This is a genomic window from Fictibacillus sp. 26RED30 (assembly GCF_015903845.1).
Classification (GTDB): domain Bacteria; phylum Bacillota; class Bacilli; order Bacillales; family Fictibacillaceae; genus Fictibacillus; species Fictibacillus phosphorivorans.
Genome location: NZ_JACZDV010000002.1, coordinates 1 through 25,524 on the forward strand (window position 1 = coordinate 1; position 25,524 = coordinate 25,524).

The 25,524-nt window shown below is 36.6% G+C and carries 23 protein-coding genes; 4 read left to right on the forward strand and 19 right to left on the reverse strand.

Annotated elements, in window-relative coordinates:
- From IHV11_RS21515 to IHV11_RS12880, 13 genes are all read right to left on the reverse strand, one after another.
- Positions 1 to 2,228 (reverse strand): Ig-like domain-containing protein (locus IHV11_RS21515; RefSeq protein ID WP_197195014.1); only part of this gene is annotated, 2,228 nt, incomplete at its 3' end.
- 91 nt (positions 2,229 to 2,319) lie between these two features.
- Entirely contained in the window at positions 2,320 to 3,501 is a 1,182-nt protein-coding gene (locus IHV11_RS12825; protein ID WP_197195015.1) for a flagellin, read from the reverse strand.
- A 156-nt stretch (positions 3,502 to 3,657) separates the two neighbouring features.
- On the reverse strand, positions 3,658 to 3,885 hold the full coding sequence (csrA, locus tag IHV11_RS12830; protein ID WP_197195016.1) for a carbon storage regulator CsrA: 228 nt from the start codon (positions 3,883 to 3,885) through the stop codon (positions 3,658 to 3,660).
- Between the two features lie 3 nt (positions 3,886 to 3,888).
- A complete protein-coding gene (gene fliW / locus IHV11_RS12835) occupies positions 3,889 to 4,332 on the reverse strand; it encodes a flagellar assembly protein FliW (RefSeq protein ID WP_197195017.1) in 444 nt (147 codons plus the stop codon).
- A 26-nt stretch (positions 4,333 to 4,358) separates the two neighbouring features.
- Complete coding sequence (locus IHV11_RS12840; protein WP_197195018.1) at positions 4,359 to 4,913, reverse strand: DUF6470 family protein; 555 nt, start codon at positions 4,911 to 4,913, stop codon at positions 4,359 to 4,361.
- A gap of 64 nt (positions 4,914 to 4,977) precedes the next feature.
- Positions 4,978 to 5,874 (reverse strand): flagellar hook-associated protein FlgL, encoded by an 897-nt coding sequence (gene flgL, locus IHV11_RS12845; RefSeq protein WP_197195019.1) that lies wholly within the window; start codon positions 5,872 to 5,874, stop codon positions 4,978 to 4,980.
- Between the two features lie 10 nt (positions 5,875 to 5,884).
- A complete protein-coding gene (gene flgK, locus IHV11_RS12850; RefSeq protein WP_197195020.1) occupies positions 5,885 to 7,420 on the reverse strand; it encodes a flagellar hook-associated protein FlgK in 1,536 nt (511 codons plus the stop codon).
- Positions 7,421 to 7,438: 18 nt separating this feature from the next.
- Entirely contained in the window at positions 7,439 to 7,897 is a 459-nt protein-coding gene (locus tag IHV11_RS12855) for a flagellar protein FlgN (protein WP_197195021.1), read from the reverse strand.
- Between the two features lie 10 nt (positions 7,898 to 7,907).
- A complete protein-coding gene (gene flgM / locus IHV11_RS12860) occupies positions 7,908 to 8,174 on the reverse strand; it encodes a flagellar biosynthesis anti-sigma factor FlgM (RefSeq protein ID WP_197128940.1) in 267 nt (88 codons plus the stop codon).
- A gap of 86 nt (positions 8,175 to 8,260) precedes the next feature.
- A complete protein-coding gene (locus IHV11_RS12865) occupies positions 8,261 to 8,656 on the reverse strand; it encodes a TIGR03826 family flagellar region protein (protein ID WP_197195022.1) in 396 nt (131 codons plus the stop codon).
- 82 nt (positions 8,657 to 8,738) lie between these two features.
- Positions 8,739 to 9,449, reverse strand: coding sequence for a ComF family protein (locus IHV11_RS12870; protein WP_197195023.1), 711 nt, complete (start codon positions 9,447 to 9,449; stop codon positions 8,739 to 8,741).
- Complete coding sequence (locus tag IHV11_RS12875; protein WP_197195024.1) at positions 9,446 to 10,942, reverse strand: DEAD/DEAH box helicase; 1,497 nt, start codon at positions 10,940 to 10,942, stop codon at positions 9,446 to 9,448. The genes IHV11_RS12870 and IHV11_RS12875 overlap by 4 nt, the downstream gene beginning before the upstream one ends.
- Before the next feature lie 49 nt (positions 10,943 to 10,991).
- Positions 10,992 to 11,840: a DegV family protein gene (locus IHV11_RS12880; RefSeq protein ID WP_197195025.1), complete on the reverse strand. Its 849-nt coding sequence runs from the start codon at positions 11,838 to 11,840 to the stop codon at positions 10,992 to 10,994.
- A gap of 475 nt (positions 11,841 to 12,315) precedes the next feature.
- On the opposite strand from IHV11_RS12880, the gene IHV11_RS12885 reads away from it, so the two are divergent.
- Positions 12,316 to 14,109: an ATP-binding protein gene (locus IHV11_RS12885; RefSeq protein ID WP_197195026.1), complete on the forward strand. Its 1,794-nt coding sequence runs from the start codon at positions 12,316 to 12,318 to the stop codon at positions 14,107 to 14,109.
- A 317-nt stretch (positions 14,110 to 14,426) separates the two neighbouring features.
- On the opposite strand, the gene IHV11_RS12890 is transcribed toward IHV11_RS12885, so the two are convergent.
- Positions 14,427 to 15,158: a response regulator gene (locus tag IHV11_RS12890; protein WP_137792006.1), complete on the reverse strand. Its 732-nt coding sequence runs from the start codon at positions 15,156 to 15,158 to the stop codon at positions 14,427 to 14,429.
- A gap of 12 nt (positions 15,159 to 15,170) precedes the next feature.
- On the reverse strand, positions 15,171 to 16,319 hold the full coding sequence (locus tag IHV11_RS12895; protein ID WP_197195027.1) for a sensor histidine kinase: 1,149 nt from the start codon (positions 16,317 to 16,319) through the stop codon (positions 15,171 to 15,173).
- A gap of 313 nt (positions 16,320 to 16,632) precedes the next feature.
- On the opposite strand from IHV11_RS12895, the gene IHV11_RS12900 reads away from it, so the two are divergent.
- Both IHV11_RS12900 and IHV11_RS12905 read left to right on the forward strand, forming a co-directional pair.
- A complete protein-coding gene (locus tag IHV11_RS12900) occupies positions 16,633 to 17,271 on the forward strand; it encodes a YigZ family protein (protein WP_197195028.1) in 639 nt (212 codons plus the stop codon).
- Between the two features lie 129 nt (positions 17,272 to 17,400).
- Entirely contained in the window at positions 17,401 to 18,432 is a 1,032-nt protein-coding gene (locus tag IHV11_RS12905) for an LCP family protein (RefSeq protein ID WP_197195029.1), read from the forward strand.
- An 18-nt stretch (positions 18,433 to 18,450) separates the two neighbouring features.
- Here IHV11_RS12905 and IHV11_RS12910 read toward each other — a convergent pair whose 3' ends face one another.
- Positions 18,451 to 19,524 (reverse strand): glycosyltransferase family 4 protein, encoded by a 1,074-nt coding sequence (locus IHV11_RS12910; RefSeq protein ID WP_197195030.1) that lies wholly within the window; start codon positions 19,522 to 19,524, stop codon positions 18,451 to 18,453.
- Between the two features lie 130 nt (positions 19,525 to 19,654).
- Positions 19,655 to 20,755, reverse strand: coding sequence for a glycosyltransferase family 4 protein (locus IHV11_RS12915; protein ID WP_197195031.1), 1,101 nt, complete (start codon positions 20,753 to 20,755; stop codon positions 19,655 to 19,657).
- Between the two features lie 316 nt (positions 20,756 to 21,071).
- Here IHV11_RS12915 and IHV11_RS12920 point away from each other — a divergent pair, with 316 nt between their 5' ends.
- Positions 21,072 to 23,273 (forward strand): SpoIID/LytB domain-containing protein, encoded by a 2,202-nt coding sequence (locus tag IHV11_RS12920; protein ID WP_197195032.1) that lies wholly within the window; start codon positions 21,072 to 21,074, stop codon positions 23,271 to 23,273.
- 65 nt (positions 23,274 to 23,338) lie between these two features.
- Here IHV11_RS12920 and IHV11_RS12925 read toward each other — a convergent pair whose 3' ends face one another.
- Entirely contained in the window at positions 23,339 to 24,028 is a 690-nt protein-coding gene (locus tag IHV11_RS12925; RefSeq protein WP_197195033.1) for a hypothetical protein, read from the reverse strand.
- On the reverse strand, positions 24,025 to 25,476 hold the full coding sequence (locus tag IHV11_RS12930) for an O-antigen ligase family protein (RefSeq protein WP_197195034.1): 1,452 nt from the start codon (positions 25,474 to 25,476) through the stop codon (positions 24,025 to 24,027). Before IHV11_RS12930 ends, IHV11_RS12925 begins: the two co-directional genes overlap by 4 nt.
- Between the last annotated feature and the right edge of the window lie 48 nt (positions 25,477 to 25,524).

Genomic DNA, 25,524 nt, shown 5'->3' on the forward strand with positions numbered 1-25,524 from the left:
TTACTACTGCTGTAGATTGTTCCCGTACTTCCCTCTGTAATATACTTTGTAGTTCCATCTGTTAATTTTGCTGTAACAGATAACGGATAAGTATCTCCTGGAAGCAAAGTGATTATTGACCCTGTGTTCAAAATTATCTCGTTTATTTGTGGTCCTTCGTAAACAATTATAGAAGATTTAATAGTAATATTATTGTTTGTTGCAGTAATAGTTACTGTTCCACTTTTAGCATCCTCAGGAATACTAATTAATCCATTTTCATCTACAACCGCTTTAGTGATGTCAGATGAGAAATATTTCGTTCCAGTTTCGCCATCGGTAGCATCTTTACTTGTACCATCTGACATAGTGGCTCTAACACTAAGTTGAATTGTTTCCCCTGCGTTAATTTCTGCATTCGAAGGAGTCATTAATAATGATTTTATATCCGGTGCTCCTGTAACATTTACTTTTGCCTCTCTAATAATATCCTGGTATTTAACTCGAATTATTACACTAGCTAGTTTCACATCTGGTAAAATCTGTACTACCCCATTTTTAGTTACTGTCGCAATGGATTCATTAGAACTAGTATACTCTATACCGCTAATACTTCCATTGGTTACATCCTTTGTTGTACCATCCGCCAAAAATGCTATAGAAGTGATTTGTGTGGTTTGCCCTGCAGATAAATATGTATCTATGGGACTAATTTGCAAGTAGCTTTCTTGTGATCCTCCTGAGATCTTAACTTGAACTTGTGTATGTAAACCACCATTTGATATCTGAACATAAACTGTTCCTGGATTAGCACTATCAGAGATAGTAATTAATCCGTCTTTACTTACTGTAAGTGCGGATGGGTTCGAAGAAATATAAACAGTTCCTAAATCTCCTGAGGTAATATCTGAATTTGCTCCATCTGACATATGTAAGGTAGCTTTTAATTGAAGAATATCCCCACGTTCCAAAATTAATGACTTTTCAGATGGACTAATACTAAAAGGAGTAGCTGGTGGAACTGTTATAATTCCCCTAACAGTAAAATGAAACGGACTAAAATCTTTGGTATCCTTATTATAGTAATTTTCTAAATTATCAAACACATTAATGCTATTATCTTTATTATCTCTTATAGATATAGAACGAAGCTTCCACGTTCCTAACTCATCATATTTATCAATAGGTATACTAGCTTCATATTTACCTGTATTGTAATTATTTCTAAAACTAACAAAATAGGATTTTCCACTTGGCTTAGTATAATTTGCACTTAGAGAATTCAAACCGGATAAATTATCACTAATATTTGCAGATAACTTTATTAACGCATTATTATTATCCGTTTGCTCTAATGAAATAGCTAATGTATCTAGTACAGGTCCTAATAAATCTGGAGTAGTTTTTACTACATCAAAATTCATTGAACTAAAATCCATCTTATTTGTAGCTGCTGGATATAATATGGAATCATAAATTGTTTTATAATTTCTAGCTTTATCCTTCATAGCAACAGAAGAAAGTTTCCATTCTCCTAATTCATCATACTGGTCTATACTGAAACTACCCACATATTTTCCAACAACACTATTATAGTAAAGGAAGACATTCTTAGTAGCCCTGCTTGGTTTAAGTAATGATACATTAACATATTCAACTCCTGCCCCAACATCTGTAACATCTGCTGAAATTGTTACTATGCCACCATTGGTTACTTCTTCCTCAGGCATAATATCAACATTATTTAAGGTGGGAGGAACAGTATCCTCTAAACCTTCTAAAACATTAATAGAGTAAGGACTAAAATCTCTTTTTATTTCTTCAGGATAACTACTTGTAATATTATATAGACTAATTGCATTATTTTTTATGTCCCTAAGATAAATTTGATCAAGTATCCATTCACCGGATTCATCGTATTCAGTAAAAGTAAATGTAGTTTCATATTTTTTTGTAGTTGAATTATAACTTAAACTAAGGTTTTTGCTATATAAACCACTTGGTGATTTATAGTAAGCAGCGACATAATCTACACCAGATAAATCATCTGATATTTCAGCTGATAGTTTATATGACTTTCCAACAGTTATTTCCTTCAAATGTAAACTTGATAAAGAAGGAGGGGTAATATCTGGAGTAGGATCTTTAATTACAACCTCATTAGCTGAAACAATTGCTGGCATAAGAGTTAGTATTAGAATAAGAAAATTAAGCATTAACTTACTAGTATTTCGTTTTACAACATTCACGTTTTTCTCCCCTGTTTAAAAGTAATATAAACTCCTTAAAAAAAGAGACTCATAATTTATGAGTCTCTTTTTTTAGTAAAAATTATTTAAATTAACGTAATAACTGAAGAACACCCTGTGGTTGCTGATTCGCTTGCGCAAGCATTGCTTGAGCAGCCTGAGAAAGAATGGAATTTTTAGTTTGGTTCATCATTTCTTTCGCCATATCAACATCACGGATTCTTGATTCAGCTGCAGTTAAATTTTCAGCAGAAGTTCCTAAGTTATTAATTGTATGCTCTAATCTGTTTTGAGCTGCCCCAAGTTTTGCTCGTTCAGCAGATACATTTTTAATTGCATCGTCAAGAGTTGAAATTGCGGCAGTAGCACGTTCTGATGTAGAAACATCAACATTATTTATGTGTAAGTCAGCCGTTTTCATAGAGTTAACACCCACACTTAACGTTTGGTTAGAGTTTGCACCAATTTGGAATGAAGCTTCTTTTGAAGAACCCGATAATTCTTCTTTACGTGTAACTACAGTAAACGAATCCCCAACTTTCACAGCTCCACGATCAAAATCTACTGAAATACCTGACCCTGTAATTGCTAATGTTTCTGTCCCTGCACCTGCAGCTGAAAGTGCTGTTTCAGCCCCAGTTGTTCCTGTTGCTTCGTCTGTAAGTGTATAAGAAAACGTATCATTATTTGCATCATATTTTGTTATTTTAACAACGTAAGAGTTATCAGTTAATACAACACCTGCATTAGTTGCATCACCATCAGCAAGAGTTGCACTCGTTGCTATTACTGCTGAAAAATCACCAGTTTTACTAACAACTGTAGCTGACTCTTCTTTATATGCACTTGAACTTAAGTCGCCATTCAACAATTTTTTTGTGTTGAATTCAGTGTTGTTAGCAATTCGATCAACTTCGTCTTTTAACTGTTGAACCTCTTTTTGAAGTTCTGCACGGTCATCTGAAGTGTTTGTGTCATTTGAAGATTGGACTGACAGCTCACGCATACGTTGAAGAATAGAATGTGTCTCATTTAGAGCACCTTCAGCTGTTTGGATCAAAGAAATTCCATCTTGTGAGTTACGAGAAGCTTGATCTAAACCACGAATTTGTCCACGCATCTTTTCAGAAATTGCTAGACCTGCTGCATCATCTCCAGCACGGTTAATACGAAGACCTGAAGATAGTTTTTCCATTGATTTTGATTGACCTGTAGCAGCAGTGTTCAACTGACGATACGTGTTAAGAGCCGCGATATTGTGATTAATTCTCATTTTTAATTTCCTCCTTGAATGTGTTCCGCCCACGTCCTTGTGGTTGGTTGGATGTGTTTTATTTCTTGGGAACTTACAGCCTTTTACGGCCGTTAAAAGTACTGCTTGTTCCTACATTCGTTATATCGGAGTAATTCAAAACATCTTTAATAGGTTTCACGTGTTTTTTAATTTTTTTAATGCTTGGAATGTGTCAAGTGAGGTACTTGCTGCTTGGTCGTTCTCCTGTTGGATAGAAAGAAAGACTTCCTTTCGATGAATCTCTATTTGTTTAGGGGCAGAAATTCCTAATTTTACTTGATCTCCATCTATGGATAGCACTGTCAATTCAATGTCTTCACCAATTTTAATCGCCTCTTGTAACTTTCGGGTTAATACGAGCATTCCTTAACCCTCCTGTCCGACAAAACTAGATTCTATTAATTCATGTCTTGTTCGGTATTTATTATCTGTTAGGACTACTTGCTTTGCTAAGTTTTCATTTACATTAATTACTACAGGTGCTTGAAGATTGCCTGTTGATTTTTCTAAAGGTTCTTGAATCGTTAAGATGACCTGAACCAACACATCAGATTCTTCTTTTATTTTTAATTGTTTTTGTACCGATTCTACTAATTCAAAATCATAGTTCTTAAAGAATAAAAATGGATTTGTGGTAAAAAAAGCGAGGTCTTTAGTAGATACCGATTGCAGGGTTGAAAATGGAGTCCCCTCCATAGGTAAAAGAACAAATTGTTTTTCGTCTTCAAAACCCGGTAAACCTTGTTCAAAATGTAAGATATCTTTCTCAGATATCTCTATTATTTCTTCAAATTTTGTATGAAGTATCACAGCAATCATCCTTTACTATTTGTATTCTATGTCGACCAGTTGATTGTTAAAGAAGGCATTTGTTCCATACTTACGTCTACTTTACCAGGAGTGTATTGATGCTGAGGTCTATTAATCGTAACATCAATTTCTGGTTTATGAGTCTGCCAATTAAGTTGAACTTTACTAGGTTGATAACTAATTTTCACACTGTTTGCTCTTGGAATAAAACCAATGTTAAACTCATATATCGGACTTTCACTGTTCATTTTGGCATGTTCCGCTATTGGGTTGCCGCCGTTTTCTACCCTCATCAAGTCATCGCCTTCTTGAGACATCCGAGCCAGACCAGCCAGCCAATCTTCATAACCTCTTTGTGCAAACTCTTCAATCCTGCGTGAAATGTGTTTTAAATCCATATCAGCCCATGCCTCTGTTTGATCAATGGTTAACTGACTTGGTGTTACATTCACTTCTAGTTCTGCTTTCGGCTGTTTAATTTGCAAATCAGCAGGAGCTTGTTGAATTTCTTGAACAGGCTTCTGTGTATGTAGTCCTATTCTAGCATTCGTTGATTCTAGTCTAAGTTGAGGAACATTCATTAGTGATCCCTCCAAAAAGTTTTATTGCAAGAAAAGAGCTATCACAAGGATAGCTCTCTTAGGTTTATCTTAAAAAGTCCATAAGTGTCGGTTGCATGATGCGAGATCCTACTCCTAATGCCGCACGGTGCAAACTTTCTTGCATCTTTAGATCTGTAATCACACGCTCTATATCCGCATCTTCATTATCAGAAAGTATTCGGTTAGCGATAACTTCTTGCTCGCTAACTCGAGCATCGATTAGTTCTACGCGATTGTATCTTGCTCCTAACTCAGCGCGTTCGGCAACTAAATTATTGATGTGAGAATCTAACTTATCTAGAAATCCACTAATGTCTTGTCCTGAAGTACTCTCAAGGGCTTTTTTCAGTTCATTAATATCCCCGAACAAACCGGTTTCCGGCGGGCCAGCTGTATGAGTAAATACATTTTTAGGGTTGATGTTAACTGCTACTTCAATTCCCTGAGACAATTCCAGATTAACCGCATTACCATTATCTGAAACGGAAGGTGTTTTGTTCAAATCAACTGGTTTATTCGTTGTATCATTTCCATTAAAAATGTACTTCCCCGCAACCTGTGTATTGGCGATGGAAACGAGATGTTCTTTTAATTGCTCAATCTCTTTTCCAATCATGCCTTTTTGAGACTCTTCATACGTTCCGTTACTTGCCTGAACGGTTAGCTCACGAATACGCTGCATCACGCTTGTTGCTTTATCAAGAGCAGCATCAGAATTATCCATCCAGTTATACGCTTCAGATAGATTACGCTTGTACTGCTCAACCTCTGTTAAATTTGTTCGGTATGTCATGCCTTTCATCGCAACGACTGGATCATCCGATGGACGGCTTATTTTTTTACCTGTTGTTAATTGTTCTTGTGTTTTGGCCATACTTTCGTAGCTATTGCTTATATGTCGCAGCATGTTATTAGATAACATCGATTGCGTTACGCGCATTTAGTTGCACCTACCTTCCGCCGACACCCAAGCCGTTAATGATTTTATCAAGCATCTCGTCGATTACCGTAATGTTTCGAGCAGATGCGTTATAAGCATGTTGAAACTGAATCATATTCGTCATTTCTTCATCTAGGGAGACACCACTTACAGACAAACGGCGTTGTTGAACGGAATCCGTCAATACAGCTGAGTTGTTGGTTAAACGAACCGCTTGCTGTGCATCAACTGCCATCTTACCAATTGCTCCTTCATAAAAGCTTTGTAAAGAAGACTTACTGCCTGGAAAATCTAATGGTTCATTCTTCACATCACCTAATCGTAATGCATTGCTACCGTCCCCAGCAAATTGTTCAGTAGCAGCTGCAATGTTATCCAACTCCTTCATGTCATCATGAAGTTTGAGTAATTTTGCAGCACCTTTAGGATTTATCGGGTCAGTGGCTCCTCCTAGGTCGAAGAAATTATATCCGGTGTGGGCATTTGCCTCAATCTCCGACAAACTCCATCCATTAGAATGAACTTCATTAAATTTAGTCGCAAACTGATAAACCATTTGATCCAAGTTTGTAAGCATCTCTGGATAGATGCCTTTTACAGTACCACCATCGGTATAACCGTATGATTCTATCAAACCTTGTAACTTACCGCCCGCAAACTTACTAATTTCAATCAGATTACCGCCCACTTCCACGCTGTCCGCTAATCCATTACCATCTGCTGCATCATCATATTTAATTTCAAGGTGGTTAACCTGTCCTGTTGCGGAATTTACTAATGTGAACTCAGTACCATCTTTATCTTTCATCTTAATATCATAAAGTCCAGCAGCTAGTGGATCTGGTTTGCCGCCGCTTGGCTTTGTAGTCACTTCTACATTTAGTAACGTGGATAAACGATCTACTAAACTATCTCTCTCATCGTAGAGTGTGTTTGGCAGATAGCCGTGTGGCTCAACTTCACTGATTTGCTTATTAATGCTCTGAATATCGTCAAGAAGTGCATTAATTTCTTTTGTCGTGATATTAGCTTGCGACTTTAAGTCACCTTGTATCGAAGTTAGTGAGTTTGATAGATAATTAAACGTTTCTGCTACTGCCAAACCACGCTGACGCACAACCGAACGTGCCCCAGAATCTTCAGGATTGACGGATAGATCTTGTAGTGATTGCCAAAAGCGGTCTAGGGTCTTTGCTAAACCATTGTCAGATGGCTCATTCATGATGTCTTCCATCTTCTCTAACGCTTCACTTCTCGCATCCCAATAACCGAGCTTGTTGTTCTCTCCTCGAAATTGAGTATCGAGAAATCCTTCGCGAACACGCTGTACGGATCCCGCCGCTACACCCGTTCCCATCTGTCCTGGAATCTGAGGGCGGTTCATGCTCGCTGCCGGATACGCTTCAGTTTGAACAAAGTTCACTCTTTGACGGCTATACCCTGGAGTATTCGCATTTGCTATATTGTGACCTGTCGTTTGAAGAGCTGTTTGCTGTGTAAACATTCCTCGACGGGCTGTTTCTAATCCATGAAAGGTTGAGCGCATTGTAATTCCTCCGTAGGTTTAAGCTTTCGAATCAAAAAGTGATGCTGCGTTATTGTGATAAGGATTTTTCTTCGTTTGGTTATACGTTACAGGTTCACTTTGAGGCTGCATCATACTAAGTGACATATTCACATATTGCAGTGACTGCTCAAGCAAACCCTGATTAAGTTGATTTCTTTCTTTTAAAGCATCATAAACATCAATCAGTCTGTTTTGTAGACTCAACAATCGTTCTTTTTGGGGTTCTTCTACTTGTTCTAAAACATCACCTAACATGACATTCGCAAACTTAACAAGTCTTTCTTTTTCGATTTGTTGCAGTTTCTTCACTTGAAGATCTTCTTCTTTTAACAAAACGTCTAGTGACTTCATATCTCCAGATTTAAGCACTTCTGTTTTGCGTTCTCCGAGAGTTAGAAGATCTGTATGGGATTGAAGCAAACGTTCAAGAATTGATGTCATCTGTGCCGTTTCCATGATATCCTCCTTAACCCTGCTTGTAATATTGAATAATGGAAGCTGCTGTTTTAGAAACATTGACTTGATATGTTCCGCTATCCACTTGTTGTTTAATCTCATTCACTTTATTCGTCCGGTCTTGTTCAAATTTTGAGGAAGATAAGAGTTTCTTTGCTTCATCTGAAATTTGAATCTCATCTTTTTTGTATGCAGCCTTAACATGATTATCCTTCATATGGGGCACCTGTTTTGTGTATGGGTTATTTTGAATAGAGTTAAAATGATTGATTCGCATTTTTAGTCACCTCATCTAGAGACTTTAATCTTATTTAATATATCGGCTATTTGACAAAAATCTTTAAGTGATCAAAAGAAATTAGGTTAATTGTCATCAGTATGGTAAGAAGGTAATGCTTCTTCTTGTTTTCTTCTGATTAAGTCCTCAATTGAGAGCTCTGATTTGATACGAGCTTTACACTCTTCGCATAAACGGCCATCGTTGATTGGCGCTTGGCAGCCATCACACGGATATGTGAAATTCGGATATCCTTTTACACGAATTCTTCCTTGGTGTATGAAATAGATGATTTTACTTTCAGCAACCTCGGTTGATTCACTTACTTCGACTATTGTTGCCTTTCGATTCTCGCTCTTTCTTAGAAACCGGTATACTTTATCATAATCATATTCTTCTTCTCGAAAGCACATATCACACTGTTCACGTATATACTTCACAAAAAGTTTGCCGCACTGCGGACAGTTCATTAAATTGTCCATATCGTTTCCCGCTCCTTAAACCTTCTATCTTCTGTATATATCGGATTTGAGTGAAGGAGTTTTAACAGGTCGTTCGTTTTATTTATCGTGCTAGGGTGATAGAAAAAATATTTCTGGCGCCAGCTTCAATCAGGACTTTCGCCGCATAACGTATTGTACTTCCTGTTGTGTATACATCATCGACTAGGATGACTTTCTGATCCTTCACTTTTACAGAATCTACAACCTCAAACGGATTCTCTTTTTGAGCCAAACGCTCCTCACGCGTTTTCTTACTTTGTTTCTCTTCATGTGTTCTTCTCTTCAATAGGTGTTGTACTGGCTTTTTTAATCCTCCTGCTAATAGCTCAGCTTGATTAAATCCTCTTTCATAATGTCGCTCTTCACTTAATGGAATGGGAATGAGGATTGCATCCCGGCAAATCTTTTTGAACTCCGAACTTAGCACAGGATAAAAGGCTTTAACAATTTCAGCATCACCTCGATATTTCAGCTTGGCTATCATTTCTTTCATATAATCGTTATAGACATAAAGTGACCGATTTTGCTGTAGAACGCTGGTCCACTCCTCGCTTTCCTCCCACCGAATGCAGTCAAAGCAACAATCACCTTGTCGATATTGCTCGGGAAATACTGAAAAGTCACGACCACATATTCTACATATCTCACCTTTTATCCTCACTAACCTTCCTTCACAGTCTTGGCACAATAGTGGTGACTGCTTTAAGCCAATAAATGCTTCCCACGACCAAGCCTCGGAATATGGTTCATGACAGTACAGGCAATAACTCAAAGTCCAGCCTCCTTGTTCATGTTCTTTATATGGTTGATTGCTTGTATCATGCTGAGTGATTTACCGTAATGAAACAGAACAACCTTACCTTTATAATCATCCTTACTTCTCCCTGCTCTTCCTGCTATTTGAACGAGCGCACTTTCTGTGAACACATCGTGATCGGCACCAAAAACGGCGACGTCTAAAAATGGAACGGTCACTCCACGTTCTAGTATGGTTGTAGTCACTAGTAATTGAATGTCTTCATTCCTAAAATTAGTCACTTTTTCTTTCCGTAGTGTATCTTCAGAATGAACACTTTCTACTGTTACATCGACGATCGTTCTTATAAGTTCTGTCAGCTTCTCTAAAATGGATACAGAAGGCACAAATATCATCGCTCGCCGTCCACTTTTAGCTTGGGCAATCAACCATTTAAGAAAAGGAGTAGGTAGTTTTCCCCTTTCTAACCTCTTCTTCCACTCACCACCCCAAACCATTTTTGGAACAGGTAATGGAAATCCATGAAACCGCTTTGGAATTTTCACGCATGGCAACGCTCCTTTTCTTACTGCTTTTTTCATTGTTCTAGAAGGAGTAGCAGATAAATAGAGAAGAAAGTGTTTCGGTGTAACGGCACGAGACACCGCATGCTGAAGGGTTTTATCGTAGGAATAAGGAAAGGCATCAACTTCATCGACGATCATGATGTTAAACGCTTGTTTAAATCGGTAAAGCTGATGTGTGGTTGAGATGACGAGTTGTGCTGGTGTTTCACGTTCTTCTGATCCACCATAATAACTAGCAACCATTGTGTTTGGAAAAACCGCTTTTAAACGAGGAGCTAATTCTAGTACGACATCCGTTCGAGGAGTCGCTATACATACTCGAAGTCCTAGGTTCAATGCTTTTTCAATCCCTTTAAACAAAACTTCAGTCTTACCCGCCCCACAAACAGCCCAAATTAAAAATTCACCATCATTTCCGATTCGCTCCACAAATTCTTCAGATGCTAATTGCTGTCCACTCGACAACTCACCATTCCAGTTCAGATTATTTTCAAGAAACCCATTCACTTTAGGTCCAATCCACGAAACCAAAGGAGTACATTGGCTCACTCTCCCCATCATGATGCAGTTCCGACAGTAAACACAGTTGTCATTCTTACAGCGAAAACAAGAAAACATCGCAAACAAACGATTCTTCTCGTTTCCGCATCGGCTACATAAATAACCGTTAGAAGTTTTACTAATACCAGTGGAATATTTCACATAACCATTCTCATAATGCTTTTGAATTTGATTTATCGTAAAAGATAATTCATCAAATAGAAGTTGCTTACCATAGAGGATTTGTTGTAGTTTTTTTTCAAACTGAAAAGTTGGGTTTAAAGGAGGTTGTTCTAAAGATGGAAGTTCACTAAAAGGGACTGCTTTCAAAGAGGAATCGTTCACTAGAGTTTCAGGGGCAATAGTTAAACGGTTGTTTAAAAGAAGGGAGACAAACCTCATCGTGTTGTCTCCCCCAGTGTTAGAGATTTCATTTTCATCTCTCCAATGATTATTCTTTTATCCACGTTATGCCAAGTGAGCCTTCACCTAAGTGAGTACCAATTACAGGCCCGAAGTAGCTAACCCATACATCTGCGTTTACAAACTTTTCACGTAACTCGTCAGCAATTTCAACCGCTTCATCTTCACGCTTAGCATGAATGACACTAATCTTCACTTTGTCATTGGGCTTTACGTTTTCATCCATGATGTCAAAAATACGTTTTAATGCTTTTTTCTTCGTACGCACTTTTTCGAACGGAACAATCTTTTTGTCTTCAAAGTGAAGAATCGGTTTGATCTGAAGTAGATTTCCTACGAAAAGTTGAGCTGTGTTCAAACGACCTCCGCGATGAAGATGATTTAAATCATCAACCATGAAGTAAGCTGGTACACCATTGTTCTTCATCTGCAACAAATGATTCATAATGTCATAACCGTTTGAACCTTCACTTGCTAGCTCAGCAGCTTTCAACACATAAAAGGCTTGAGGTGAACAGCTGATCTCTGAATCAAACACATGAAGCTTGATTCCTTCAACCATTTCGCCGGCAGCTACTGCACTTTGATAGGTTCCACTTATGCCACTCGATAATGTAATCATCACTGCTTCATCATAGTTTTGAGATAGCTCTTCTAATAGTTCCACAAGCTCGCCGATTGCGGGCTGGGACGTTTTAGGAAGGGCTCCTTCTTTACCAACCATGTCGTAAAAATCGTCTGCTTTTATTTCAGCTTCTTCTTTGTATGTTTCTTTGTCAAAAACCACGTTGAGCGAAATCATTACAATATTTTTTTCGTTGCGGATATGTTCAGGTATGTAGGAAGTACTGTCTGTAATGACGGCTACCTTGCTCATAATTTTAGTCCTCTCTTATGCCAAAAATCTTGTTTTTTTCTCCTCTAACAGTGTACACCATCAGAAAAAGTAATTCACTAAATTCAAATTTACTTACACTAAGTATTCTCTTTTTTCTTCAACTATCCTTTATGCGCTTTTCACCTGTTTTCAGCATAACGAGAAAGCGCCGTACATAACGGAGTGATTTTGCATAGATGAAATTCTTAATTTCGGTCTGTGAGGGATATATTTTTCAAGGTTTCTATCTATATTTTCAATGTATATGCACTATATCAATGTACCTCCTACATCAACCGCTAATACGTACTTTTTTACCAATTCTATCATCTCCAAACCGTTTTCAACACCGATGTTCATTATTAAGCACGCGAATAATTAATCTTTTTAAAAGTTTTTTTCGAATGAAGAAGGAATTTGTCGGATATGGAAGAAATTAGAATGTGAGACATGTTTTAAAGGAGGCCTAGGACCATTGGATCATAATCTATATATCGTAATACTCTCTCTATTCGTTTGCTTTCTGTTTGCCTTAATCTCACTCGATTGGGTCAATCGACGTACAGAAGAGCAAAAATCGCAGCAACAATTCTTACTAATAGGTTCTGTTACAATGGGCATCGCTGTTTGGGCAACTCACTACATGGGAATGTTATCCATCCAAAGTCCCGTTACTGTAAACTACAATTTTTTAATCGTAACCACAGCACTCGCTGCAGGTATTTTCTTCTCATATTTATCGTTCTTATATTTTACCTCTCAAAGACCAGAGAATAAACTCTTAGTACCCGTTAGTTTATTTAGCATCGGTTTAATGTCTGTTCATGTAATTGGATTGTTGTCTATGCACTTGCATATGCCGATGGAACCAAATCTCATGTTTATCTTACTTTCCATCTCTTCTGCCTATCTATTTTCCTGGCTTGGCTTTTATCTACTCACTAAAAGAAGTTTTTCTGCAAGAAAAGTTTCTGCTAGTCTTTCATTCACACTAGGCGTTAGTCTGATGCACTATATCGGTGAGATGGGATTAATGGCCGGAACGCCCACTTTTGATTGGCATAGCAGTTTTCCGATCAACAACATCAACATGACAGCTACTTTACTTGTATTTGGTGCGACAACCGTCGTATTGATTCTATACATTTTAGAACAGCGAAACCAAAAGAGACTTGTTGAGCATCAATTTCAACTGCTTGAATCCGAGCACCGATATAACTCACTGTTTGAATTGAATCCTGAAGGCGTTTTTGTAATCGGGCCAGATTTGAATTTTATAAAAGTAAATCAATCACTTGTACATATCACAGGCTATTCATTAGAAGAACTGCACGCTATGCCGTATACCCATCTTTTAAAAGAAAATGAAATTACGAATTCATTGAGTTACTTAACTAGAGTTATTGAAGGCGAGACAATCAAACATCCACTTACGATTATCCACAAAGAAGGGCACGAAATAGAGCTCGATATTACGAGCATCCCTTATTCCATAAGAAGTGATATGACCGCTGTGATCGGTATCGCAAAAGACATGACCGCCATCAATGAAGCTCAAAACTTTAAACAAAGAGCAAACACACTCGCTTATGTCGGAGAACTTGCGGCGGGTCTTGCTCATGAGATACGGAACCCTCTAACCTCTATAAAAGGGTTCGCACAATTGTTTCAATCTCAAAACACAACAGAAGAAACGCATCATTTCTTAGGCATCATGTTACGAGAAACAGATCGGATCAACTTTATCATCAGCCAGCTTATGATACTTGCTCGCCCACATATGATTTTGAAAAGCGACCACGACTTAAACGAAGTCATCAAACGCTCGCTCAAATTTATAGAAGAAGAAACAGACTTTGAAACCATTTCACTACACCTCGAGCTGCCAGAACAACCCGTTCTTTTAAAATGCGAAGAAAATCTAATAGCACAACTCATTTTAAATATCGTAAAAAATGCGTTAGAAGCGACACCTTCATGGGGAACCATTTCGCTTCAGCTTAAACAAACACAAGAAAACATCACCATCGCCATTCAAGATGATGGACCCGGCATCCCCGAGCACCTCCTATCAAAGCTCGGACAGCCGTTCTATACAACAAAAGAAGGCAACCCTGGACTTGGCCTTCTAATCTGCTACCAAATCGTCCAGAACCACGGAGGAAAGATGAGGATCGAATCAAAAGAAGGCTACGGAACAAAAGTCTCACTAGAATTCCCAATAAGCGTTCCGTCAGAAGAAAAGGTCCTCGAAATGAGCCTGAGTTGAATTGATTTTTTTGAACTCGAAGTAAATAAATGAGAAGGATTTTGTTTTAATTCCTCTCTGAACGTTGATTGGAGCGCAAGGTGCGAGACTCCTGCGGGACAGGTGGGCAGGTGAGACACTTATACGTGAAACGTACGAATGTGGCTCACCGCCTGCCCCGCGGAAAGCGAGCAACCTGGAGCGGAAATCAACCACTTTCAAGGAACCTAAAATTCACCCACAAAGATTTTCAAAATACATCCCCGCACCAACCCACACGCTCCAAAAAGACAAAACAAAAAAGACCTTCAAATCGAAGGTCTTTTCTCCTAAATAAATCAACGTACCTTTACCCAACCATTCTTGATCGCCTCAACAACAGCCTGCGTACGATCATTCACATTCATCTTCTGAAGAATATTACTCACATGGTTCTTAACCGTCTTCTCACTAATATAAAGCTCTTCCCCAATCGTACGGTTGCTTCGTCCATCCGCCAACAACTGAAGAACCTCACACTCACGACGCGTTAAGATATGAAGTGGCTTACGGTACTCCACTTCAACAAAACCAGCTTTATTTTGCTGCGTTTTATTCGATGTCGATAAACGACGGAACTCGTTTAACAGATTATACGTAATCTTCGGATGAAGATACGCGCCACCATCTGCAACGACACGAACTGCTTCGATCAATGAATCAGCATCCATCTCTTTTAGGAGGTAACCAGATGCACCTGTTTGGACCGCATGTGACACATACGTCTCATCATCGTGGATCGAAAGAATAATTACCTTCGTATCAGGAGATTTCTCAACCAAACGACGTGTTGCTTCAACTCCGTTGATGTTTGGCATATTGATGTCCATCAACACCACATCTGGATTATGATCGCGGACGATATTTTCCGCTTCAGAGCCATCATCACCTTCAGCAACAACAGAGAATTGATCTTCCATATCTAGAATACGTTTTACTCCTTCACGGAACAAACGGTGGTCATCGATAATCGCTATTCTTGTTTTCTCAGGTGCTGAGGCGTTATTTTCGTACACATTAACATTATTCATGTGTGAACCCTCCTAGTCTTGAATGGGAATTTGAATGTAAACACTTGTACCGAAGTTTATGCGGGATTTCACTTTTAGAGTTCCTTCGAGCAGTTCGACCCGCTCTCTCATCCCCATCATGCCAAAGGAATTTGATTTTGTAGGCTGTGCCATATCGAATCCTTTGCCATCATCTCGGATATATAATGAAATAAACTTTTGAGTAAACTCTAACTTTACCTCAATCAGTTTGGCTTCAGAATGCTTAACGGCATTACTTACCGACTCTTGGATTAAACGGAAAATCGCGATCTCCATCTTATTCGGAAACCGTCGAGTCTGACCAAGCGCATGAAGCTCAACCTCTATACCTGTACTTTCTTTAACATTACGTAAATATTTGTCTAATGTCGGAACGATACCAAGATCGTCTAGAGCCATCGGGCGCAAGTCGTAGATAATTCTACGTACCTCTTTTAAGGAATTTCGGACCATAACCCGTAAATCTTTTATTTCAACACGGGCTGCCTCAGTTCCTTTTTCTACAAAAATTTTCTCTAACAGTTCCGAGCGAATGAGCACATTCGCCATCAATTGAGCTGGCCCGTCATGAATTTCTCGTGAGACGCGTTTACGCTCTTCTTCTTGGGCTTCTATGATTTGAAGTCCAAACTCTTGTTTTTGCTGAGCGTTTTGAACGAGTTCGTTAATCTTTCTTAAATCACCGTTAAGATAATTTAAAACAACAGAAATCTGACCTGCCAGAGACTCCGCTTTTTGAACGGTATCGTTCAATGCGCCGATTCTCCGCTCGAGCTCATCTCTTTTTTCTCGAAGCTGTTTCTCAGTTTGCCGGATGATGGAAAGTTCAATCTGATACTTATTGGCATTCTCATACGCATCACGAATATCAGATTCGCTATACTTTTGAAAATGCTTGCTCACCTCTGCCAGTCGAGTTCGCGCCAGCTTTGCATATTCCTCGGTCCGGTCAGATTTATGTATGACCTCAATGACCTGCTGCTTTACTAGCTCAAGCTCACGGCGAAGCTGCTGAAACTCTTGGCGAGAATGCTCACTGATCTCAAAGATTTGCGATTGACTTGCCGTAACTGTATCGATGGTCTGATTTAGTATTCCGTCCAACAAATGTGGATCTATCGTTAACTTAGCTGCAGTCATGTAAATTTCCCCCAATTAAAACGATAAAGAAGTGTAACCGGAAGTTCTAGAACCATCTTGCCTAATTTATACATAGGCCTTAATACCCACTTGAGCGAATCATACCGCGAAGACATTAATCCTTCTAATATACTACATTCGCCAAGATGTGGAATTTTATGACTTTTAATGCTAAAAAATTTTTAAGAATTTGAATGCTTTTTATAATCACCTTATAATGAAGGATAACACGATACACTTGAAACATGAAGATTATTCGACAAATTTGACATGGAATTCATAATATTCACTACTCAAAGGAGTTTTCCCGCATATGCTTGCCAATTATCTTACCGTAAAAAACGAAGGACAGCACGAGATTGTTATTGAAAAATCTCGTTTTATCGCTCATATCGCACGAGCTACTACAGAAGAAGAGGCTCAAACTTTCATACAAAAAATTAAAAAAGTACATAACAGCGCCACACATAACTGTTCCGCTTACTTGATCGGTGAAACAGACAACATTCAAAAAGCGAACGATGACGGCGAACCGAGCGGTACCGCGGGTGTTCCGATGTTAGAAGTGCTAAAAAAAAGGGAATTGAAAGACACGGTTGCTGTTGTCACACGTTACTTCGGCGGAATCAAATTAGGTGCTGGAGGACTTATCCGTGCATACGGCAAATCCGTTTCAGAAGGCCTCAATCATATTGGCGTTGTAGAACGTCAACTTCAACAGATCGTACACATCACCGTAGATTATACGCTTCTCGGAAAAGTGGAGAACGAATTGCGCAACTCTGTCTACCCCATCAAAGAAATGAACTATATGGAAAAAGTGGAGATTCAGATGTATGTACCGATAAAAAAAAGAGAAACATTTAAAGATTGGATCATCGACCTTTCGAATGCTCAAAGTGAGATTGTTTTTGGTGAAGAGGAGTATTTGGAGAAAGATGTGAAATCCTAAAGTATACCCAACAAATATATTGAATAGTCGAACATACTATTAGTCACCAAATCGTTATTTGTTATGAATAATAATTTTGTGTAAAATGAAGAGGATTCAATGTGTGTCTAATTAAAGGAGATAGTATTAATGGATAATAAAAATTCTTCTCAACGTATGAGAAGGCGTAGAAGAAAGAAGAAGCCTTTTCGTAAGTTTTTAAAACTTGTTCTTATTTTATCGATTTTCCTAGGCATCGGAGCTATTAGTTACGGTGGTTTCTTAGCATATAAAGTTAAAACAGCAGCAGATGATAGCTATTCAGAACTTGAACGTGAAAAATCTGATCTGCGTGAAACAAAAGTAGAACTTGGAGAGGACCCTGTAAATATTTTAATGATGGGTGTAGAAAGTTATAAAGATTCCCCTGGACATTCAGATGCGCTCATCTTGTTGTCTGTTAATCCAAAAACGAAAGAAACAGTTATGCTAAGTATACCTAGAGATACTAGAACTTACTTGCCAATAATTGAACGGAAAGATAAAATCGGCCATTCATATGCCTACGGAAAGAAAGGTAATAAAGAAGAAGCCACTATTGAAGCAGTAGAAGAACTGCTAGACGTACCGATTGATTATTATGTTCGTACTAACTTTACTGGCTTTCAAGAAATCGTTGACGAAGTTGGAGGAATAACAGTAGATGTTCCTTTTAAGTTTAGTCAAGTATCTATTGAAAGTAAGACTATTTATTATCAAAAAGGCCCAATGAAGATGAATGGCATAGAAGCATTAACATACGCTCAGATGAGAAAAGCGGATAAACGTGGAGATTTTGGAAGACAAGAAAGACAGCAACAGGTTATACAAGCCATTGCAGATGAAGCATTATCCATAAAGTCATTTGCAAAAGCTGGTAACATTATAGAAACACTAGGTGATAACGTTCAAACCAACATCACTTTAAAAGAAATGTTTGCATTTAGAAATTTCTACAAAGAGTTAACACAAGGTAACATTGAACGTTTAAATCTCAAGGGTGAAGATGAGTATATCGACAACATATACTATTATGTCCCTTACGATGACTCTATAGAAGAAATTTCAACGGAACTAAAAAGAGTACTTGAAATTGAAGAAGATACACAATCGGGAGAAAGTAATACTAATGAAATGAATTAGATGGGGAACAGAGTCGGTTTACGGCTCTGTTTTTTTTTCTTTGTTCTTAAAAATACGGATAATACTCATGATTGGATTGAAATTTTCGTTAACCAAACCAATTAGTTCTGCTAACAATACTAAAAGAATTATCATTATTAAAAGAATGATGATCGTCCCCCATAATGGTGTATAAGCTGAAGTAATAGCAATTATACTAAAAATAACACCCATACCGTATATAAATAAAACTGCATTTTTATGACTTAAACCTTTACTCATAAGTCTATGATGCAAATGATTTTTATCTGGAGACATGATTCCAGTTTGGTTGATAGTCCTTCGTATTATCGCAAATAATGTATCAAATAAAGGAACACCTAATAATAGTAACGGCACAAACATGCTAAATAAAGTTACACTTTTATAAAGCCCCAACAAAGAAATCACAGATATGGAATAACCAATAAAAAGGGCTCCCATATCACCTAAAAAAATCTTGGCCGGGTAAAAGTTGTGAATGAGAAAACCCAATAAACTGCCTAATAAAATGATACAGAATGTAAGAATTAAGGCTTTACCATGAATAAAGGCTAATGATCCAATCGTAATTAAAATAATGGATGATACTCCTGTAGCTAAACCATCTAATCCGTCAATAAGGTTAATTGAATTGGTAATTCCAACAATCCATAATAGGGTTAATGGGTATGATAATAATCCAATTTGATAAGTACCTAATAGCGGAATATGTATGACTTCTATAAGTAATCCGCTTGAAACAACGATTAAAGCCGCTACTGTTTGAAAGATTAATTTGACTTTAGCACTTAGTGTTATTAGATCATCAATAATACCTAACAAAAGAATAACAACCCCGCCTATTGATATAGCCGTAATTGGTATGAAGTAGACACCACTTATGAAATAACCTATTACAACTCCTATAAAAATGGCTAACCCACCAATTCTAGGCATTGGTTTCATATGAACTTTTCTTTTGTTTGGTTGATCAACTGCACCAATTTTTAATGCCAACTTAATTACGAAAGGAGTAACCAATACGACACTAATAAAAGAACCTATAAAAGCTAAGAAATTTATTTTATCCATAGTTATCTCTCCATTTATTTATCATTCTTATGGTTTCCAGAAACACAGATAATAAATATTAGAATATTTACCAATAATAATAAAAAAGACAGTTATCCCATAGAAGGAATAACTGCCTCATTTTTTTCATTTAGTTTTTGTTTATTGAATTTGAACTCTTGTTTAAAAATTTTGGATCCCCTGTAACTTTTCCATATACAAACAGCAGTGGACGATACTTATAATGGACCAATCCAATTAATTCAGCAATTAATTCAAGAAGCAATAACAGACCAAAAATTATTAATATTGCTCCCCACAAAGTAGTAGTCGAGAAAACAGCTGCGGATACGCTAAACAAAATACTTAGTAAGTAAATTGTTATTACCGTTTTACGATGAGTTAAACCAATTGACAGTAGACGATGGTGCAAATGCCCTTTATCCGGTGCTGAAATTGGTTTCTTATTTACTAGCCTACGAATTATTGCAAACGTAGTGTCAAAGACGGGAACTCCTAGAATAATTAGTGGAACAACAAAACTAAACAAAGTAACACTTTTATAAACACCTAGTAAAGAAATAATCGCTATAGAATATCCTAAAAATAAAGATCCAGTATCCCCCATAAAAATTTTCGCGGGATGAAAGTTATAAAATAAGAACCCCACAGTAGACCCCAATACAACAAGGGATAAAGTAAGAATCATGACATTTCCGTTTATCCCAGCCATTATTGCTATTGTTGCAATAACTATTGAGGATACTCCAGCAGCTAAACCATCTAAACCATCGATTAGATTTATTGCATTCGTAATCGCAATAATCCATAGAACAGTTAAGGGAAAAGCTATTGGAAATGTTAGATCGAACTCTCCAACAAATGGAATATTAAGCAAATCGATAAGAAGTCCAGTTTTAGCGACGATTATTGCAGCAGTAATCTGCCCTAGAAGCTTATACTTAGCTTTTAATTGATACTTATCATCTAGTATCCCAGTAATGATAATGATTAACGCACCTATTGTAATACCAGTTAATGGTGCATTCTGTAAGTCGCTGAAATAATAACCTGTTACTACTCCGATAAAAATTGCAAGACCACCAAGTCTTGGCATAATCTTTTGATGAACTTTTCGTTTATTCGGGCTATCAACAGCACCAATTTTAAAAGCAAACTTTATAACAAAAGGTGTAACAATTAAAACTGTAACGAATGGAATAAGAAAAGTTAGAACTAATTGAAGATTCATTTTATCCCCTCTTTGTTTATCACTCTTCTGAATATTTAATTCTCTCTCTTTTACCCAGAAAAACATATATTCTAAACTTATATTTTTGCTCTCTGAGTCATTATAAGGTTTACAAGTTAAATGTTCAATAATAATTACTAAACGTAACATAATATTAATTTGTCTAAATCTCTTTTCCTTTATTGTAAAAATTTGTAGAATAATCTCCTATATTGTTAATTTTTTGATATAATTTATATTATATGGAATCAATGTAAAAATAATCTTTAATATTACATAGATTTCTAATTTTGCTATAGGGGAAGGGGAAAGAAAGTTGAAACTGAACAAAATTGCAAGTAGTTTTTTAGGTTTTTCTGTTATATGTTCGACATTGTTACCAGTTAATAATGTCCATGCTGATGGAATTTCAGTAAAACTTCAAAATTATATCGGAAATCCTACGAGTCTTAATGTTTCGATTGAAGGATCTTATCGTGTGAATCATTATAATGATAATATTCGTCTTAGTGGTGTTGATCGTTATGAGGTTGCTAGTAATGTCTCTAAGAAAGGATGGGCAACAGGTGCTAACACTGTTCTAATTGCAAATTCAAATGCTTTTGCAGATGCATTATCTTCAGCACCTTTGGCTTATAAATTAAATGCACCTATTCTTTTAAGCAGAAAAGACAATTTAACGCCTTTTACTAAGCAAGAGTTAACAAGATTAAGACCCAAAAACATCATTATTATTGGTGGTAGTGGAAGTATTAATTCTCAAGTAGAAAACGAGATTAATAGTTTGAATTTGGGTATAAGTATAAGAAGAATTAGTGGATTGGATCGTTACGAAGTTTCTCAAAACATCGCTAGTGAATTAGGAGTTAAAGGAAAAGCGGTTATCTCAAGCGGATTAACTTTTGCTGATGCATTATCAATTGCTCCTTATGCATCAAGAAATGGTCTCCCTATCTTATTAACTAGGAAAGATCAAATTCCTACTCAAACAAAAGCCGCTCTTCAAGCTAATCAAACAACTAGTACAATCATAGTAGGTGGTGAGGGCAGTGTTGGGAGCAATGTCGCTAAACAACTCCCTGGTGTATCTAGAATAGGTGGAGCAGACCGTTATGAAGTTGCTACAAATATTATTAATCAGCTAAACCTTAATTCTGAATCAGCATTTGTGGCCACAGGTTTAACCTTTGCAGATGCTCTTACAGGATCTGTTTTAGCAGCAAAAGAAAATGCACCAATATTATTAACTAGACCTACAGCTCTGCCTCCTACTACACAAAAGGTAATAAGTGATCGATATATTTCTAAATTCACCGTTCTAGGTGGAAATGCTTCTGTTTCTGAGAACCTAAAAAATTCGTTACCTAACGTTTTGCCTTTAAAATCGGGATTAAATTATAGTATTAAAAGCTCAGGTTCTTCCCTATCCTTATATGAAGGCTCCAAACTAGTAAAAGATTTTGGTTCAAATTCCTTCTTATTAACACCTGATGCTTATGGCAACTCTATTATCAAAATTAATGATGTTCCTTACATAGGTGACATGCAGTTTACGAATGAAGCTGGAACAATTCAGCCTATAAATTTAAATATACCTTTTGAAGATTATTTAAAAGGTGTTGTACCTAGAGAAATGCCTGCTTTATGGCACCAAGAAGCATTAAAGGCTCAAGCTATAGCTGCTAGAACATATGCTTATAAATATCAGAACCGAACAGATATTAACGATACTACTTCCTTTCAAGTATATGGCGGTTATCAATGGCATCCAAACTCGACAAAAGCAGTTTCAGATACCGCTGGTCAAATGTTATATGTAAACAATTCTTTAATTGATACCGCCCCCTTTACATCATCAAATGGTGGACAAACTGCATCAAGCATGGATGTATGGCCGTCTGGTGGCGGAAGATCTTTCCTAATCTCAAAAGCAGATCCATTTGATACTTTTAAATGGAATTTATCCTTTTACAAAGAGCAGATTAATACCAGTGCACTTGATTTAACTAATCCTGGTCACTGGTGGTGGAGTGTCAACGAATCAAAAGGTCCAGACTCTAGTAATCAACCTGATTTAGAAAATGTAAAAAAATGGCTAAAGGCGAACGCTCACAATAATGGTAATGTTGAATTTAAAATTCACCATATACCCTATGTACATGTATACCCTGAAACCAATAGCAGTGGCAGAAAATTAAAAGCTAAAATACGTATTGAATATTTCTTAAGAGAAAACGGTACTATGCAAATGGATAATAGTGTACCAAAACTTGCAAAAACTTTTGTTTTTGAACAAGACGTTACAATGAGCCAACTTAGAGCCATGTTTGGATCCAGCGATATTAAAGAGGCAATGATCTCTACAGTAACTGATTCAAATGGAACCATCAAGATTGATGGAAGTGGTTATGGCCATGGTGTTGGTCTTAGTCAGCATGGTGCTCAAGGAAGAGCAACCGCAGGGCAGAACTATAAAGAAATTTTAGAATTCTATTATCATGGTGCAACGGTAAAATAATAAAAAAGCTGATGTCTAGAGTTTCACAGTTTGTGAAACTTAACATCAGCTTTTGTTTTATACTGTTATTTACGTATAACTTCTGGAAATAGTAGCAATGAGATGCTAAACATAAGACCTACCAAGAAACCTAGTATAGCTTTTCTCAATGGATTATTATTAGTTTCATCCACAGATACGTCTTTGTGTAATTTTGCAGGCTTCAGCTCTTCAAGATCAGATTCTAAATTATATAAAAGATCTTCCTTTACAACTTCATTACCTGAAAATAATTTTACTTTTTCAATCCTAGCCTCTATTGAGTCTTTCTTCTCTTTAAAACTAATATTATTTTCATTATTGGTCTCATTATTGCTCTCATTTAAGAACGCATCAACCAATTCTTGAAGGATTTTTTCACTTTCTTTGTTACTTTCGGTAGTATAAGAGAGTTCAATAATTTTTCCGGGCTTAACTGTTGGATTAGTTTTACCAGAAAGCTCTAATGAATCATAACTTAAATCATACTCTCTCTTTAATTTTTCAAGGAATTTTTCACTTTTTAAGTTTTCTTGCACAGTCCCTACATCATTGAATTCTGTGTTCTTAAAGTCTCCAAGCTTTATCTCTGCTTTGGCAGTAGAACTCGTTTCCTGATTCATCCCGATGAAATAACCTAGCCCCCCAAAAATTATAGGCAACAATAACAGTATTAAAAACAATTTTTTAAATCTAGTTACAATCCTTTTAATACTCTCATTTTCAAACAAGCTCATTTTAGTTCCTCCTGATTATTCACTCTGTAATAATTAATAAACGCTATTACAAAACCATATAAAACCCAAAAATAGTTCAAGGCAATTTGTGAGCTTGGACTAACACTCGATAAAGGAAAGACGATCATTGCTAAAAGAAGGGCAACAGAGACTAACTTTAGTTGAGATTGTTCCGGGATATTCTTATTAATTACGTATAGTTCTTTTACTAAATAAAGATAGATTAAACAATATAAAGTAAATATAACCACTCCATAATTAACAAGAATTTCTACCCACCAATTGTGTACATTTACAATATTTCCTGTAGGATATACCGCGTAATTCTTCATAAAGAATTCGGAATTCCCCGTTCCTACACCAAAACCAAAAGTATTCTGAAGAAAAACCAATGAATTCTTTAATAGGTTTAATCTGATATCTGTCGACGTTTCGTCTGACCCTGATGTCACTATAAGACTTGATACCAATTGATAGATTGCATTAAATAAAGAATTTACTTTTTCAAAAAATAGAATTGAGGAAATACCAGATGCAATGGATGCCCAAAAAATAAGCTTTATTTTAAATTTTACTTCTGTTAAGAAAACAAACCAGAAACCAAGTCCTATCACAACTGCCAATATATTTGCCCGTGAAGATGTAACTTCTAGCATATAGATAGAAACAAGAATAAGGAGCAAACCTGCTGTTCGTACAAATAGATTTCTGAAATATAAGATTCCGCTTAATACAAAAAAGATACTTAATGACAGGAAACTTGCAAAATCATTTTCATTAACAAAAACTGAAGTTGGTATATAACCATAAAAAGGATTTGCACTAGAAATTCTTGAGATTGGTAAATGTATACGTAAAACATGATTGATTACACCAATTCCTAAGATTACAAGAAATGACACAATCCAAATATTAAATATGTATTGGAACTGCTTATATTTTGTTATGAGAAACACCATAAAAAATATGATACCAATACCCATCAATAAGAAAATTAAGTCCATTACTCCTTGGGTTAAACTTTTAACCCATAATAATGATAAAAGTGCATAAATCAACCAAAATACAAACAACCACAGAACTTTTTTTGTGTGAATTTGATTCCATGTAAAAACTGAATCCTTAAAATACAAGTAAAGAAAAATTACCGCCATAAATGGAAAAAGGATTCTAAATGGAAAAAGACTAAAAGGTCCAATGCTGTAATTTAATATAGCAGGGCCAAAAAAAGCACTAAATAAAAATAGGTAAAATACATTTTCCCACCATTTATTTTCTAGCATCAATGGCTTAATGAAGACAATTCCTAACAAGAAGATTGCATAAAACATAACTGCAACTGTCATTAATTTAATAGAGACATCTAGCTGATCTATCATAAGAATCCCTATACCTAACATAACTAAAAGTAGAACTACGTAATTTTTATTCTCTCGAATGAAAGACATACCAAACCTCTTTCTTCGTAAAATTGACCCACTCATTATAACATAATG

Bases quoted from the DNA above. Each gene is read 5' to 3' on its own strand.
- IHV11_RS12930 (WP_197195034.1), bottom strand. From the start codon at position 25,476: ATGTCTTTCATTCGAGAGAATAAAAATTACGTAGTTCTACTTTTAGTT.
- IHV11_RS12880 (WP_197195025.1), bottom strand. From the start codon at position 11,840: ATGAGCAAGGTAGCCGTCATTACAGACAGTACTTCCTACATACCTGAA.
- IHV11_RS12875 (WP_197195024.1), bottom strand. From the start codon at position 10,942: ATGAGGTTTGTCTCCCTTCTTTTAAACAACCGTTTAACTATTGCCCCT.
- csrA (WP_197195016.1), bottom strand. From the start codon at position 3,885: ATGCTCGTATTAACCCGAAAGTTACAAGAGGCGATTAAAATTGGTGAA.
- IHV11_RS12905 (WP_197195029.1), top strand. From the start codon at position 17,401: ATGGATAATAAAAATTCTTCTCAACGTATGAGAAGGCGTAGAAGAAAG.
- IHV11_RS12825 (WP_197195015.1), bottom strand. From the start codon at position 3,501: ATGAGAATTAATCACAATATCGCGGCTCTTAACACGTATCGTCAGTTG.
- IHV11_RS12895 (WP_197195027.1), bottom strand. From the start codon at position 16,319: ATGACTGCAGCTAAGTTAACGATAGATCCACATTTGTTGGACGGAATA.
- IHV11_RS12910 (WP_197195030.1), bottom strand. From the start codon at position 19,524: ATGGATAAAATAAATTTCTTAGCTTTTATAGGTTCTTTTATTAGTGTC.
- IHV11_RS12855 (WP_197195021.1), bottom strand. From the start codon at position 7,897: ATGGAAACGGCACAGATGACATCAATTCTTGAACGTTTGCTTCAATCC.
- IHV11_RS12925 (WP_197195033.1), bottom strand. From the start codon at position 24,028: ATGAGCTTGTTTGAAAATGAGAGTATTAAAAGGATTGTAACTAGATTT.
- flgK (WP_197195020.1), bottom strand. From the start codon at position 7,420: ATGCGCTCAACCTTTCATGGATTAGAAACAGCCCGTCGAGGAATGTTT.
- IHV11_RS12840 (WP_197195018.1), bottom strand. From the start codon at position 4,913: ATGAATGTTCCTCAACTTAGACTAGAATCAACGAATGCTAGAATAGGA.
- IHV11_RS12890 (WP_137792006.1), bottom strand. From the start codon at position 15,158: ATGAATAATGTTAATGTGTACGAAAATAACGCCTCAGCACCTGAGAAA.
- flgL (WP_197195019.1), bottom strand. From the start codon at position 5,874: ATGCGCGTAACGCAATCGATGTTATCTAATAACATGCTGCGACATATA.
- IHV11_RS12915 (WP_197195031.1), bottom strand. From the start codon at position 20,755: ATGAATCTTCAATTAGTTCTAACTTTTCTTATTCCATTCGTTACAGTT.
- IHV11_RS12865 (WP_197195022.1), bottom strand. From the start codon at position 8,656: ATGGACAATTTAATGAACTGTCCGCAGTGCGGCAAACTTTTTGTGAAG.
- flgM (WP_197128940.1), bottom strand. From the start codon at position 8,174: ATGCGAATCAATCATTTTAACTCTATTCAAAATAACCCATACACAAAA.
- IHV11_RS12900 (WP_197195028.1), top strand. From the start codon at position 16,633: ATGCTTGCCAATTATCTTACCGTAAAAAACGAAGGACAGCACGAGATT.